This is a genomic window from Roseofilum sp. Guam (assembly GCF_017746735.1).
GTDB lineage: Bacteria > Cyanobacteriota > Cyanobacteriia > Cyanobacteriales > Desertifilaceae > Roseofilum > Roseofilum reptotaenium.
Window position 1 is genome coordinate 12,469 of sequence record NZ_JAGHZN010000060.1, and the last position, 15,124, is coordinate 27,592.

14 protein-coding genes are annotated in these 15,124 nt (G+C 45.0%); 9 read left to right on the plus strand and 5 right to left on the minus strand.

The annotated features are described in order from the left end of the window. Window positions 1–17: 17 nt before the first annotated feature. Window positions 18–326 carry a hypothetical protein gene (locus tag J7529_RS20420; protein WP_271936374.1) on the minus strand — a complete coding sequence of 103 codons (309 nt, stop codon included), beginning with the start codon at window positions 324–326 and terminating at the stop codon, window positions 18–20. Between J7529_RS20420 and J7529_RS20425 the strand changes: the two genes are divergently transcribed. After that, window positions 313–1,071: a hypothetical protein gene (locus J7529_RS20425; protein ID WP_271936376.1), complete on the plus strand. Its 759-nt coding sequence runs from the start codon at window positions 313–315 to the stop codon at window positions 1,069–1,071. The genes J7529_RS20420 and J7529_RS20425 overlap by 14 nt on opposite strands. A 378-nt stretch (window positions 1,072–1,449) precedes the next feature. On the opposite strand, the gene J7529_RS20430 is transcribed toward J7529_RS20425, so the two are convergent. Further along, window positions 1,450–3,462 carry an adenylate/guanylate cyclase domain-containing protein gene (locus J7529_RS20430; protein WP_318730482.1) on the minus strand — a complete coding sequence of 671 codons (2,013 nt, stop codon included), beginning with the start codon at window positions 3,460–3,462 and terminating at the stop codon, window positions 1,450–1,452. A gap of 144 nt (window positions 3,463–3,606) precedes the next feature. Continuing rightward, on the minus strand, window positions 3,607–4,857 hold the full coding sequence (locus J7529_RS20435; protein ID WP_413038946.1) for a bifunctional sterol desaturase/short chain dehydrogenase: 1,251 nt from the start codon (window positions 4,855–4,857) through the stop codon (window positions 3,607–3,609). A gap of 280 nt (window positions 4,858–5,137) precedes the next feature. Between J7529_RS20435 and J7529_RS20440 the strand changes: the two genes are divergently transcribed. From J7529_RS20440 to J7529_RS20465, 6 genes are all read left to right on the plus strand, one after another. Further along, the gene (locus J7529_RS20440) at window positions 5,138–5,875 is read left to right on the plus strand and encodes a 2-phosphosulfolactate phosphatase family protein (protein ID WP_318699295.1); all 738 of its coding nucleotides are present in this window, start codon (window positions 5,138–5,140) and stop codon (window positions 5,873–5,875) included. 27 nt (window positions 5,876–5,902) lie between these two features. Beyond that, the gene (locus J7529_RS20445; protein WP_318730484.1) at window positions 5,903–6,904 is read left to right on the plus strand and encodes a zinc-dependent alcohol dehydrogenase family protein; all 1,002 of its coding nucleotides are present in this window, start codon (window positions 5,903–5,905) and stop codon (window positions 6,902–6,904) included. A gap of 60 nt (window positions 6,905–6,964) precedes the next feature. Beyond that, the gene (locus J7529_RS20450) at window positions 6,965–7,624 is read left to right on the plus strand and encodes a Uma2 family endonuclease (protein ID WP_318730485.1); all 660 of its coding nucleotides are present in this window, start codon (window positions 6,965–6,967) and stop codon (window positions 7,622–7,624) included. Between the two features lie 24 nt (window positions 7,625–7,648). Next, entirely contained in the window at window positions 7,649–8,842 is a 1,194-nt protein-coding gene (locus J7529_RS20455) for a type IV pilus twitching motility protein PilT (RefSeq protein ID WP_271936387.1), read from the plus strand. Between the two features lie 106 nt (window positions 8,843–8,948). Then, window positions 8,949–9,227: a Nif11-like leader peptide family natural product precursor gene (locus J7529_RS20460; RefSeq protein WP_318730486.1), complete on the plus strand. Its 279-nt coding sequence runs from the start codon at window positions 8,949–8,951 to the stop codon at window positions 9,225–9,227. A 266-nt stretch (window positions 9,228–9,493) separates the two neighbouring features. Next, window positions 9,494–11,017 carry a carboxypeptidase M32 gene (locus tag J7529_RS20465; protein WP_413038947.1) on the plus strand — a complete coding sequence of 508 codons (1,524 nt, stop codon included), beginning with the start codon at window positions 9,494–9,496 and terminating at the stop codon, window positions 11,015–11,017. A gap of 53 nt (window positions 11,018–11,070) precedes the next feature. Here J7529_RS20465 and J7529_RS20470 read toward each other — a convergent pair whose 3' ends face one another. Both J7529_RS20470 and J7529_RS20475 read right to left on the minus strand, forming a co-directional pair. Further along, window positions 11,071–12,390, minus strand: coding sequence for a pitrilysin family protein (locus J7529_RS20470; protein ID WP_318730488.1), 1,320 nt, complete (start codon window positions 12,388–12,390; stop codon window positions 11,071–11,073). A 76-nt stretch (window positions 12,391–12,466) separates the two neighbouring features. Further along, entirely contained in the window at window positions 12,467–13,807 is a 1,341-nt protein-coding gene (locus J7529_RS20475) for a pitrilysin family protein (RefSeq protein ID WP_318730489.1), read from the minus strand. A 149-nt stretch (window positions 13,808–13,956) separates the two neighbouring features. Between J7529_RS20475 and arsC the strand changes: the two genes are divergently transcribed. Both arsC and J7529_RS20485 read left to right on the plus strand, forming a co-directional pair. Then, window positions 13,957–14,376 (plus strand): arsenate reductase (glutaredoxin), encoded by a 420-nt coding sequence (gene arsC / locus J7529_RS20480; RefSeq protein ID WP_318730490.1) that lies wholly within the window; start codon window positions 13,957–13,959, stop codon window positions 14,374–14,376. A 48-nt stretch (window positions 14,377–14,424) separates the two neighbouring features. After that, a complete protein-coding gene (locus J7529_RS20485; protein WP_318730491.1) occupies window positions 14,425–15,114 on the plus strand; it encodes an SMI1/KNR4 family protein in 690 nt (229 codons plus the stop codon). The last annotated feature ends 10 nt before the right edge of the window (window positions 15,115–15,124 follow it).

The following is a 15,124-nucleotide window of genomic DNA, read 5'->3' on the forward strand; positions in this document are numbered from 1 at the left end:
ATCAACTGAATGTGTTATTAGGGACTCAGATCGAAAGACCACAAAAATCGTACCGTAAGGAAGGCGATCGCGGCCAGAACACAAAGAAATTTTAAATCTCTTGAAGATCCCTTCCTTTTAAAGCCTAATTCCTTGTACTCTAGTAGAGACAGGAAGGACTTATACTCCTCACTGGGGCTTTGCTTCTCACACATCCCCCATTCGCGAGCTTGAAGTTCAATGCCTAAATTCCCATGGAGCCTAAAATCGCTCTTACCTAAACCCTCCGTGCTGCTGTTAGCACTTTTACTGCTGCTGCTGCCTAAATCTGCAATGGCTGGGACCATTTCAGATTCGGCCTCTGGTAATTCTACCCCTGAAGCTGCTGCAAACCCCATGAATCCAAGTTCAGAATATAGCGATCCCCTCGATAGTCCCTATCCCATCCCCTGGAGTTGGGTCATGAATACCCACGCAGAAGTTTCTTCAACCCAAGGTTCAGGACTTCGCTATTATCGCACTCCTTCCTTGGTCTCTCCAGATGGTCAATATGCAGCCTATAGTCGGATTCAGTTTCAGATCCGATCGCAACTGCATTCGAGTCGAGTCACGAGTGTGATGTTTTTGGAGAATTTGCAAACCGGTAATCTAGAGGTGGTGACGGCTAGTTCTCCTTTGGCCAATAATCCGTTTGATGGGAACCCAGAAGTTCAATTGCCCGGGGTGATTACCATGTTAGTACCCGTGTCTTGGTCGGAATTGGGCGATCGCCTCTTGGCGCGGCAGTTTGAAGGAGTGTTTAGTTCTTCTACGGTATCGGATTATGCAGTTATTTGGAACCGTCATCTCAATCAAACGAAAACAGTAGCCCCAGCCCAAGTGAATTATAGCCATGCTGTATTGCTCGGTTGGTCAGCCAATAATGCCAATCATGTGCTATTTAGAGCCGGTATTCTCGGAGATGAAAATTGGCCGATGTGGGCAGTGAATCCAGAGGGTAAAACGCTACTGGCAACCGATGATCGGCCTCAGACCTTTGGTCGTTCGGTCGCTGAAGCTTGGGCCGGCCCACAAGCCCACTATCATCGTTAGCTTACTACGAGAATTTCCTAATAATTTAATAGTTGTTAAAGAGTAATTATGATTCCTCTTCTGTCATTTTCCGAGATTCTGAGGAATTTGCCTCATTATAACCAGCGATTGCTGACGAAAGAATCGAGGGTTGACTCTCCTTTTTCGGAGACGGATAGAAGAAGGATCGTATCATTTTCCTTTTGAAGCAACTATATTTTTGGTTGATAAATAGGTTCTTATATCAAATCCTTAAATGTTTGCTACGCTGTAGGGGCGAGCGGCCGCTCGCTAGGGTTCTCGATTGATATGTAGAATTCTCTTTTGGATTTGATATTACAGCGCTTTGCTGGCGTTATGAGAGAGAGTATTGAATCCTCAAAGCTATGTACCAAAAGTCTATTCCCTATTCCCTAGCGCAAAGCACAAAGCACTATAACTCTCAACCAACCAATAGGTCTTCATTTCTCCTTTCCCCTTTACCGAAATGATGCCCCGTTCTTCAAACTGAAAACGGTCTTTTAACACCTCATAAACCTGATGGCTGACATGAATTCTACCGGCAGTTCCTGAAGATTCCATGCGCGAGGCTGTATTCACGGTATCGCCCCATAAATCATAACTAAACTTGCGGACTCCAATGACTCCAGCCACCACCGGTCCGGTGTGGATACCAATGCGAATTTGTAGAGCTTCCCCATTTTCTAGGGTAAAGTCTTGCATCACTTTCTGCATGTCTAATGCCATGGCTGCCATAGCTGCGGTATGATCGGGTTGAGGGATAGGCAGTCCGCCAACCATCATATAGGCATCCCCAATGGTTTTGATCTTTTCTAATCCATGTTTTTCGGCTAAATGGTCAAAACTGGAAAACATTTCATTCAGGCAATTAACCAAATCAATGGGAGCTAGGCGAGCGGATAAGGTGGTAAAGCCGACGATATCGGAAAATAGGATAGTGACCGATTCAAAGTATTCGGCGATCGCCTGAGTTTCTTGCTTTAGTTTCTCTGCGATCGCCTCTGGTAAAATGTTCAGTAATAATTCTTCTGATTTCTCTCGCTCTCGACGCAAATCTGCGGTTCTCTTTTCTACCCGTAACTCTAATTCTTGATTACTTCTTTCCAGGGCAGCAAAAGACTCTTGAAGTTGGGAAGCCATTTGATTAAAAGAGTGGGCTAAGATTTTTACCTCTTGCACCCCTCTGACTTGCACATTCTGGGCTAAGGTATCATTATTACAACGACTTAATGCCGCTTTCGCTAACTTCTGAGAGCCGTCGATAAGCTGCATAATGGGTTCGCTAATCCAATGGGCACTCATCCATCCAAACCCAGTCGCAATGAGCAGAGCCAGGGAACACAGTTGAATCGTGCGCCAGGTATTGGCATAAATTTGACCCATAAAATCAGACTCTGGAACCACCACCACAATCAACCAATCTAAGCCCAAATTATCTTGATAGGGCGAAACTTGCACAAAGGAGCGATCGCTAGACTGGCCAAAATTCAATTGTTTTACCTCTTCGATGCTCTCTAACTGTCTCTCCTGCATCAAAAACTCAGCCGTTTCTCGAATTAAGCGATCGGAACTTTCACGAGCCATTAATCGTTGTGGATTTTTGCCCCCTGCACCTAAGAGAAAAGGCGGAACAGTGCTTGAACTCGCGACTAAAAGACCGGATCGCTCGATAATAAAAATTTTGCCAGAGGGACTGACTTCAATAGTGGATAAAAACTCACTCATGCCACTGAGAACCAAATCCACCGCCATCACGCCACCCATACTGCCATCAGCATTCAAAAATAACTCAGAGGCGGTAATGCCGAGAGCGCCATAACGAAACAAATAAATATCACTCCACGTCCCGGTTCTGGATTCGAGTGCGGCTTGATACCAGGGTCTTTGGCGAGGATCGTAGGGAGCCGTTTCGCGAATGAGATTCTGGCGATCGCCGTTTTCTGAGAGTGCATAGAAGCGCCCGATCTGATCGTCTTCTCCCAGTACTTCCTTAACAATTAAGCTTTGATCCGCCTCTCGACTAATGGCAAAATAACCGCCATTGGGTTTGCCAATATAGAGTTCTCGCAACCTCGGGAAAAGCTGAATTTGTTGCCAAAAATGGTTTTGTAGTTGCTGAACATTATCCTCATCCAGTTTGCCCGCTTCTACTGCCTGACGATTGACCTGATTAATCTGAGGCGGTTCTTGTAGATAATCGGTGAGATGTTGTTGCGTTCGTTTGGTCACTTCATCCCGTAACTGACCGGCGAGCTGATTCACTGCTTGTTGTCCATTACGCCAAGATAGATACCCAGTAATTCCCACAGCGGCGGAAATTTGCACAATAAAAGGCACAATCAAAACGGCACGCAGGGAAAGCTGATTAGATAAAGAAGATCTGGGTATCATAGTTGAGGGAATAGGCAATAGGCAATGGGCAATTGGGAATAGGTAACAGGCAACAGGCAATGGAGAATAGAGAATCGGCAATAGGTAATAAGCAATGGGGACTCTGGATGTCTCCCCATTTTTCAGAGGAGAATCAAACCACTTCTAGACCCCTTGTTGTTCGGTTTCAGTCTCTGGATCGAGAGAGGTAGCTTTTTGACTAAAGAATTGAAAATATAAGGAATTGCACCATTCTTTAATCGGAAACGCTAAAAACGTGATCGGGTTAATTGTCACAATAATATTGCGACTATCGGCTTTCGCTTGATGAATAATTTGCTCGGCGACCCAATCAGCAGATAACACTCCAATGGGATTCAGATTACTCTTAAACGGCCCTAAAATCAGTTTACGAACAATACAAGGGGCATCCAAACGACGCAGGGTAACCAGATCGCCGATGGTGCGTTTAGAGAGTTCATACAAGGGACTGAAAGCGGGTGAAACTTCGGCTTCAGACGTATTGACCCAAACTTCTTTACAAGCCATATCTCGGTTAGTGTGAATGGTTTTTAGGAATTGCTCCATCAACCGCCATGTGGAAAAAGCATTCACCTGATAGGACTGTTCGATCGCCTCTGGAGTGCGATCGCCATGCACATTAATGCCATGGTTGAGAATCAGAATATCAATCTTTTGCAGGTGAGCCTCTAGTTCCGCCTCTTTCCCCACTTGCCAAGAAATGGTCGGAATAGCTACAGCTTCAGAGTCAATGGTAATCTCAATATCACCCTCTCCAGAAGTGAGAGCGATGGGTTTTGCACCCTGTAAGTGTAGATGATAAAGCAGCGATCGCCCTAACGATCCAGAAGCACCCGTTACCGCTACCGTTTTGCCCTTTAAAGATAAAGCCGTTCCCATAATCCGATCCACCAATGTAAACGTGCCACAAAAATAAGCATTCTGATTATCAAAATGATGTCGCCAATGATAACTACGATTGACCATTCCCTGGCTAGGAATAGCATCAAATGCCCCTGGACGGTGAGTTGAGTCTGTCCACTCCTCCATTCCCGGAACTCCCGATCCTCGACCGATGGCCGTTAATAAAAACGTAGCAGAATAAAGAATGGCCGCCCCGATGCCCCACAGTTGATCGTTGAAATACACAGCTATAGCCAACCCTAAACTGGCAGAGAGTACCATCACCAGACTTTCCGGCACATCATTGTACCAATGGGCTTTTTGATAAATCTCTGTGCTAACGGGAGTCAAATCGGGGCGAAACACCCGATGATGCCAAACATGCAAGCGATAGAGGGGCTTCCAAACATGGGCTAAAGCATGATAACCATCACGTACACACTCCACAGCGGCGATCGCCAGTAAGCCCCAACCTAAACTCAGCCAGCTCAACCGATCCAGAGTATTCATCCACTCTGCCCATAATAGACCATCTAACGCAAACAAGAGTAGAACGAACCAACTGAACATACAGACTCCTACAGACCACCATCTTTATATCGCCCTATTTCTAGCGCCCAGCACTATAAGGGTTTCATCTCAGTTTACAATTGCTTTTCACGAATCACCATTCAGCTTACAGAATATGCGGTAAACTGTCGCTTAAATGCGGAAAGGTTCAAACAATCCTAAAATGGGATGTTGACTGTTACTCAAAACTCCAGGTGAGGTTGTGAAACTTTTTGTTTACCATACGCCCGAATTAACCCCGACTGACCATTTACCCGAATGTGCGATCGCTGTAGATGTTCTTAGGGCTACGACGACTATTGCCACAGCCCTTGACTCTGGCGCAGAAGCGGTACAAGTGTTTAGTGATATACAGAAACTGATGGATGTCAGTACGGAATGGCCAGAAGATCAACGTCTACGCTTTGGAGAGAGAGGAGGAGCAAAAGTTGAAGGATGCGATCTTGGCAATTCTCCCTTAAGTTGTACGCCAGAGGTGGTCAAAGGCAAGCGTATTTTTATGAGTACAACCAATGGAACTCGCGCTCTACAGCGGGTAGAAGCAGCAAAAAGCGTCATTACTGGAGCCTTAATTAATCGTCAATCAGTCGTCAATTATATTACCAGCCACGAACCAGAGAGTATCTGGATTGTTGGATCGGGATGGGAAGGGCAATTCTCCTTAGAGGATACCGTTTGTGCGGGGGCGATCGCCCATAGTCTGTTAACGGAATTTCCCCTGTCTTCTGCGGTTTCGGAAGTGAACGATGAAGTCATTGCTGCCATTGCCCTCTATCGCCAATGGCAAGAAGAATTAGTCGAATTGCTCCAACAGGCCAGTCATGGTAAGCGACTACTGGGTTTAAATGGTATAGAAGATATTGAGTATTGCGCCCAACTCGATAGTGTACATGTTTTACCGATTCAGAAAGAACCTGGAGTTTTAGTCTCCCATCATTAACCATTTGGAGGTTGATCAACGTAACTTATGAAAGCGATTGTAATGAGCGCTCCTGGGAGGCCAGATGTACTACAACTCCAGGATGTCCCGGAACCTAAACTCGAAAGGGAGCGCCAACTGCTGGTGCGCCTGAAAGCGGCTGGAGTTAACCCCATTGACACCAAACTGCGAAAACGAGGAACCTTTTACCCCGATCGAATGCCTGCCATTCTCGGTTGCGATGGGGCAGGAGTCGTAGAGGCGATCGGGTCAGGGGTGCAAAACTTTAAGGTCGGTGATGCAGTCTATTTTTGCAATGCTGGACTCGGCAGCCATCCGGGAAACTACGCCCAATTTGCCACTGTGGATGAACGGTTTGTAGCCCACAAACCCACCTCCCTCAGCTTTGCAGAAGCCGCCGCCGCGCCCTTAGTGCTAATTACTGCCTGGGAAGCTCTCTATGATCGCACTCACCTGCAACCGGGCCAAACCACCCTCATCCATGCTGGTGCGGGTGGAGTCGGTCATGTGGCCGTGCAGCTCGCTAAATTGCAAGGTGCATCGGTTTGCACCACTATCGGCTCCGTAGAAAAAGCTGACTTTGTGCAAAGCCTAGGTGCAGACCGAGCGATCTTTTATAAAGAAACCGACTTTGTTCAAGAAACTCTCAACTGGACATCGGGAGAAGGAGTTGACGTAGCCTTCGATACCGTGGGTGGGGCAACCTTTGCCCAAAGTTTTCCCGCAGTTCGCGTCTATGGCGATCTCGTCACTATTCTGTCTCCCGCCGCTGATACTAACTGGAAAATTGCCAGAGACCGGAATCTGAGCATTAGTTTAGAATTAATGCTCACGCCCATGGTGCAAGGTCTGGTGTCTGCTCAACAAGATCAAGCCAAAATTCTCCAGCAGTGCGCTCGTTTAATTGATCGGGGAGACCTGAAAATCCATTTGGGAACTACTTTTGCCCTCAAAGATGCCGCAGCCGCCCATGAACTCCTAGAGAACGGCTCAATGATGGGCAAAATTGCCCTGTTGATTGAAGAATAGGGAATAGGAAAAACCTAATTTTTCCCTATTCCCTTCCAACGACATGAGGAGATAAAAGCCATGGTCATGACTGTAGGGCAAGTATATACCCAAGACCTCATCGGGGAACATCGGGTCACCTTACCGGGTTTGAACTGGCAAAGCTATCAACAAATCCTTCAGGCGCTACCTGAACGTCGAGGGGCACGTTTAACCTATGATTGTGGAGTTTTAGAAATTACACTGCCCTCCGAATACCATGAATTCTGCCTACGACTGATTGAACGCTTTATTCTGATTTTGATCTACGAAATGGGGATGAAAATTAAAACTATGGGATCGACGACCATAAACCGCGAATCCCTAGACCGTAGCTCTGAACCTGATTGTGCTTACTATATTCAACATCAGTCTCAAGTGGCTGGTCGTCCGGTCAATTTTGAGGTCGATCCTCCCCCCGATTTGGTGGTCGAAGTAGACATTACCCACACGGATATTGATAAAAATCAGTTCTATGCCAGCTTAGGAGTGTTGGAGTTGTGGCGCTATAACGGGAAAGAGTGGCGGATTTATCAACTGCAAGGGGAAGTTTATGAAGAGTGCGATCGCAGCCCCCTATTTCCTTGGGTAAAAAAAGCATATCTCTATAATTTCTTAGCCGAAGCCCAAAAGGACGAGATGGAAGCAGAGAAAACCCTTCGCGACTTTGTGTGCCAGAATATTAAAAGGGATAATGGTTAAAGCCGAACAGAGGAGAACCATAAAATGACTGTTTCTGATACCGATAAAGGTCAAAATTTAACAAAAAAACCCTTGCCTCCACCTAGCCACCCAGCCCAAATCTCAAAACCCTTTCAACCCGGAAATTTAATTAAAAAAATTGTTAAACACGCCCACGCCAATAAAGCCTCAGATGTTCATATTCGGGTTGGGCAGGTGACTCGATTTCGAGTGCGGGGCAAAATGATAAAGTTAAAAGAGCAAAATGCGGTTACGCCAGAACTCTTTGAACAGTATTTGGCTGATATTCTTACCCCAGAGCAACGGCAACAATTCGCCCAAGATAAGGAATTAGATACCGCCATATTTTATGAAGGATTGGTGCGCTGTCGAGTCAATTGTTTTGATTCCCTAACTGGGGGAGCGATGGTGTTACGGTTGATTAGTCTGGAGATTCCCACCATCGAGCAATTGGGTTTACCGGAAGTGCTACAAAATATCATTTGTAGTCAACAAGGTCTAATTTTAGTCACTGGGCCAACGGGGTCAGGAAAATCAACTACATTGGCAGCAATGATTGATTTTCTTAATAAGAGCGAACATAAGCATATTGTCACCATTGAAGATCCCATTGAGTATGTGCATCCATCCCATAAGTGTTTACTCAGTCAACGGGAAGTGGGTTTGCATACCCATGATTTTCACCAAGCCTTGCGATCGGTTTTGCGGGAAGACCCGGATGTGATTTTAATTGGGGAAATGCGCGATCGCGTAACTGTAAATACGGCTTTGCAAGCCGCTCAAACCGGGCATTTGGTGTTAGGAACCCTCCATACTCGCAATGCGATTAATGCTATCAATCGTCTTTTAAACCTTTATAATGCTGAAGAACAGCCATCAGTTCGCATTCAGGTAGCAGATTGTCTGGTGGGGGTTGTAGCTCAATTACTACTTCCGACCACGGATGGAAGAAGAACAGCCGCCCATGAAATCTTGGTGAATACTCCAGCGATGCAAGATTATTTATTGAAAGGCGCTGAAGAGGAAGCGTTCCAATTAATGCAAACGGGCGAGATGGAGGGCATGTGTGTGATGAATCAATCCCTGTATAAACTGATTTTAGATGGCCGGATTACGATTGAGGAAGCACAAAAGATTTCTGCTGATGCGGGTGAGTTGGATCGGTTAATGAGGACTGGAGGTTATGATACTCATCAATCTCCACGGGATTGGCAATAGTTAGAAAATTTTCAGTTTTGGAGCTGAATCAATACAGTACAATTATTCTCAGTAAGATTCTCAAGAGTTACGACTGGTCTACAAAATTAAGGAGGAGACAATTTCTATGTCTAAAGAGGAAGTAATACGGTTTTTGCACGAGGTGATGGACAATGAAAAGCCGGAACATCAAGATTTACGCGAAGCGTTGGAAGAAGCAACTAACCCGGAGGCATTTATCCAAATCGTAAATAAAGAGGGATACGACTTTGAAATAGTGGAACTCGAAGAAGTAGCCCATGAACAGGGTGAAGCTAAAGGGATTACCATTCGTCGGCCAACGGGCGTGTGGCATTGGTTACGCAATGTCAATTGGCTCGATCGCACGAAAACGACATCGCCTTGATCGATGGCTAGTTTTCGAAGATAGAGAGTCAACCAGCGATCAAGAAAGACGGATTGGATGGCTTATTACTCTTGGTACTGTTTTCCTGAGCATGTAAAACAGTATTCACTCTAGAGGGATCTGTCCACTGAATTGAAAAAGGATGATTTTTTTTGCAGGGTGTCATCATTCCTATAGACAATATACAAAAACTTTAGCCACAATCTGATAGCGTTGCTTGGATAAAGTTTAATCCGATCACTTCAACCCATTCTCTTTGAAAAATGATAGCAACCCTGAAGTCTACAACTCCTCAATTAGAAGAACTAAAAACGCGGGTCACCGAGATCTACGATATTAATGCGGCTGTTTCCGTACTCTATTGGGATCAATCGACCTATATGCCCTCTGGAGGGGCTGGGGCGAGGGGACGACAGATGGCCCTCTTGCGCCAAATTGCTCATCAGAAGTTGACCGATCCTAGCTTAGGACAGTTGTTAGCGGATTTACAGACTCAGGAGAAAACCTGGGATTATAGTTCCCCAGAAGCAAGTTTGATTCGCCTCACTTATCGGAATTATCAAAGAGCGATCCAAGTACCTGGGGATTTTGTAGCTCGCTTTTCAGCCCATCGCAGTCGATGTTATGAAGCGTGGGCTAAAGCTAAGGAAGAAGATAATTTTGCTCTAGTGCAAGCGGAGTTAGAAAAAAACCTAGATTTCACTCGCCAGTATGCGAATTTTTTTTCTGGCTATGATCATATTGCCGATCCATTAATTGAAGAGGTTGATTATGGGATGACGACGGCAACGCTGAGGCCGTTGTTTGCCCAGTTGCGTAAGGAGTTAGTACCTTTGGTAGAGGCGATCTCCTCTTGTCCTCCACTCGATGTCTCCTGTGTACAACAAGGGTTCGATCGCCAAAAACAATTGCAGTTTACCCTGAATCTCCTGCGGCAGGTGGGGTATGATTTTTATCGCGGTCGTCAGGATGAAAGCTTGCATCCGTTTACTACCAGTTTTTCCATCGACGATGTGCGGATTACGACTCGTGTACGGGAGAATGATCTGACGGAGGCTTTGTTTAGTACGATCCATGAGATGGGCCATGCTTTCTACGAGCAAGGGTTAGATCGAACTTTAGAAGGGACACCTTTAGCAGAAGGGACATCCGCTGGAGTCCATGAAAGTCAGTCTCGACTGTGGGAAAATTTGGTCGGGCGATCGCCAGAATTTTGGCAGTATTTTTATCCCCAATTGCAAGAAATGTTCCCCGAGCAACTGAAACCGGTGTCCTTAGATACGTTTTATCGAGCGATCAACCGGGTGGAGCGATCGCTCATTCGTACGGATGCGGATGAGGTTACTTATAATCTTCATGTGATGATTCGTTTTGATCTCGAACTAGAGTTATTAGAAGGAGCGTTAGAAGTACGCGATCTTCCTGATGCTTGGAATGCTCGCTATCAGTCCGATCTGGGCGTGTGTCCGCCGAGCGATCGCCTGGGTGTACTTCAGGATGTTCATTGGTATACCTCGACTCTAGGAGCCATGTTCCAATGCTACACTTTGGGAAACATCATGAGCGCTCAAATTTATCAAGCCGCTCTCCAGGATCTTCCTCACCTTAAAGACAACATTGCCCAAGGTGATTTTGCCCCTTTACAGAACTGGTTAATCACTCATATCTATCAATTTGGCAGTGTCTATACTCCACTAGAATTAATGCAAAACGTCACAGGTAGCGATTTGAAAATTACCCCATTTTTGGATTACATTCAGCAGAAATATCGGCAGTTGTATGATTTCTAAAGGGTAAACTCTAATTACCACAAGTAGGGGCGAAAAAACTTCCGCCCCTACAACTATGTCTCACTGTTAATCGAATCAACGATATTGTTTTCACCAACGACTTCTTGAGGGCCAACAATCGACAGACAGCCAGAAGTAAGATAAGTTTTAGAAATAGCTTGGGCTTGGTCAAGGGTCACTTGAGCAATCGTTTCTTGAAAGTGGTCATCAAATTCAATTCCTAACCCAATGGTTTCATACCATCCCAAAATTTGGGCAATCTGGGAATTGGTTTGTTTGCCTAATGCATATTGCCCCAGCAGTTTATTTTTACTCGTACTCAAGTCATCTAGGGTTAGGGACGTTTCGCTTAAGCGCTCGACTTCTTCTTGTAGGGAAGTAATGGCAATTTCCGTATTACTCGGAGCAGTCCCCATATATACGACAAACTGGGACAAATCTTGACGAGTGGGATAAAAGGCGGAAACATCATAGGCTAATCCCCGTTTTTCCCGCAATTCCACAAACAAACGGCTCGATAAGCCATTACCTAAATAAGTATTGAGCAATTTCAACACGGCATAATCTGGACTCTTGACCGGTGCTCCTGGATAGCCGACCATGACAATGGATTGTTGGGTGTCTTGGGGTTGAATGACAGGAGATATCCCAGACATCCGATCGAGATTGAAGGGTGGAAAAGGCGCTTGAGGGATGGGTTTTTCTGGTGCTTCCCAATCGCCTAAGATATCCTCAACTAAGGAAACAGCTTCTGATACATTAATCCGTCCACAGATGCTAATGACTAAGTTATCGGGACGAAAATGGGCTTTATGGAAGGCTTGTAAATCGTTCTGGGTAATGCGCTCAACACTTTCTAGGGTTCCCAGAGTCGATTTTCCGTAGGGATGATCCCCATACATGGCTTCGCGCAAGCCTTTGAACGCTAAGGAAAACGGTTGTTCTTGGGATTGGCGAATACTTTGTAAAACTAGGCGCTTTTCTAATTGTATTTGCTCTAGGGGAAAAGTGGGCGATCGCATCAATTGGGCGACTAACTTAAATAAAGGCACAAAATCCCCAGAAACGGTTTTCAGACTCATGAGAAAATAATCTGCCGCTGCATCTGCACCACAGCTTGCTCCCACCGACTCAATTTGTTCGGCAATATCTGACCAAGAAAAGTCCGGGGTTCCTTTGGTGAGCAAGGAGGCGACTAAGTTAGCGATACCTGCTTTTTCCGGAGGATCGCAACTGCATCCAGAGCGCAAAAACCAACGACTCGAAACAATATCAGCGATCGCATTTTCCACCACTAACAGCACAATACCATTGCTCAGTTGCAAGCGAGAGGCTCGATTGGATTGAAGTGAAGAGAGAAGACTAACTGTCATGTCAATTAAAAATTAAAAATCATGGGTAATGGGCGATCTTCGAGTCCCCCTATCCCCCCATTCCCTCACTCCCCGATCACCACAACGGTTTCAACTGGGTGACAACATAGCGATCGGGGTGTAAATATTCTCTAGCTACACGCTGGATTTCTTCGGGAGTGAGAGAGCGCACTCGATGGGGATAACTCACCGCTTGCCTGGCTTGAGCGACGGTATTGTAATATCCATATAATCCTGCCAATTGACTAGGGGTTTCCGTAGAGAAGGCATAATCATTACACAGTTGACGCTGGCACGATCGCAATTCAGTCTCCAAGATGGGGGTTGTGCGGAGGGTATCCAGGCGATCGCGAATCAAAAACTCTACATCGTTCAGATACTTCGGCTCTAGCCAAGCTGTAATTGTAAACAAGCTAGAATCCTGTTGCAGAGAAAAGTCACTGCCAACCCCATAAGCTAAACCCTGTTCTTGTTGTAATTCTCTCACGAGACGGGAAGTCCGTCCACTGGCTAAAAGTACGGAAATTAAATCCAGAGCATAAGCGTCACTGAGGCGATCGACTCCTGGCCCTAGCCATGCCATCATTAATCTGGCTTCTTCTAAGCGAGGGTACTTGAATTCCTTTCTACGAATGGTTTCTAGAGGAAAAATCGAAGGTGCTTTTCGGGGTTTGTAGCTATGGTCTGGGGTGAGGTGGTGCGGCGATAATGGAACCCATTGCTTGGGGGATCTTCCTTTTTTCTCACTGCTCCTTTCTTTTTTAAATCCCACAAAACTTTTACTGACTAAATGAATCGCTTCAGTTTCAGTAATATCTCCGACTAACACCACAGTCATATTCTCCGGTTGGTAATACTGCTGATGAAATACCTGCATTTGTTGCGGAGTATGGGTTAAGACTTGTGCTTGCGTTCCCAGTACGGAGCGTCCATAAGGATGATTGGGATATAAATTTTCCAGTAGAGAAGAAAAACCTAGCCAGTCTGGATCATCCTGAACTTGTCTTATTTCTGACATTACTACTTCTCGTTCTTGCAAAAATTCCTCTTCCGGAATCGCCGGATGGAGTAAAATTTGGGCTAAATAGGGTAGGGTATCAGCCAGATGATGAACAGCAGTATTAATGTAGAAATGAGCATAATCATAGCTGGTGGCCGCATTACTGACACCACCTCGATTTTCGATGACTTGGTCAAATATCCCAGGCCCAATGCGAGATGTTCCTTTGAACACCATATGTTCCAGGAAGTGGGCGAGTCCGGGTGCGTCTTCTGGTTCTTGCATTGCCCCTGCTTTTACCCACACATCCGCAACCACTGCGGGGGTGGCTGACATTTGCTGATGGATCAGGGTTAAGCCACTGTCTAGTTTTAGGGTGCGAGCCGGAAAATGGGGGAGCGACAATAATTGTGCCAAGGGTTTGACAGGTTATATTATTTGATCACGAGATGTTACACGCTTTTTTTTGATTTTTTTGTAGTTTAGGATACAAAATAGTGGCGAGTTGAGTCGGGGTGACAGATTAATTAAAAATGATATAAATAATTCAAAACTAATAAAAAACCATGATTATCATACATCATAACCCAGACTGTGGCACGTCCCGCAATGTTCTCAAAGCGATTGAAACGGCTGGCTATCAACCCATCATCATCGAATATTTGAAAGAAGGCTGGACAAGACCTCAGTTGTTAGCTTTATTTGCTGCTGCTAACTTAACCCCATCAACCGCTTTACGCAAAACTAAATCTCCAGCAGACGAACTCGGTCTTTTAGCACCCAATGTAACCGATGAAGAGATTCTCAATGCTATGCTAGAGTACCCAATTCTGGTTAATCGTCCCATTGTCTGTACTGAAAAAGGGGTTAAACTCTGTCGTCCTAGCGAAGTCGTCCTCGATCTTCTGGAAAAATGGCCCCCCGGTCCCTTTGCTAAAGAAGATGGAGAACTCATCATCGATAGTAAGGGTCAACGAGTTAGTTAATTCGATTCTATTCCTCTATCTAGGATTTAACAGTTTACGCTCACCTCTATGTATTCAAATTCGGAAACAGAAATTAATAGAGGTGTCTTTATATTCTTTCTTGATGATGATAATATGAGTGCGAATCGTAATTTGAGTTTAGTTGAAATTTTGGAAAAAATCCTCAATTATACTTCTATCGATGATAGAGTAAGAGCCAAGTTAAGACCGGGACTTTCAAGACAAGAAATTCAAGCAAAAGTGTGCCATTTTAATTTTCCGTTCTCCCTTCCTCAAGAAGTTGAAGAACTCTATCAGTGGCATGATGGATTCAATCTTGATTACTATGACTGTCAATTATTTGATTATCACACTTTTGTCACCCTTGATGAGGCCTTAGAGACATGGAAAAGCTTTCAGGACGATGGCTTTATTCAAAAGGATTTACTTCCACTCTTTACTTTTGAGGGAGAGTGGTACTGTATACAAGTAGAGAAGACCAAACAAGAAAGTGGGCAAATTTGGTTTGTTTATCACGATGATGGTATTGTTTATGACAGTCTCAAGGCTATGTTATTCTCAATTTTAGAGTGTTATGAAGTTGGAGCCTATCAACCCATCCTAAAAAATGGTCGGGTGTATACAGAAGTCGATCGGGAAAAAGTGGCTGAGGTTAAGCTCAAATATAATCGAGTACGCCAACAAACACTTAACCAATATGAAAAACATTTTTCAGGAGATTTTTACGATCATCCTTAAGATGGTTATG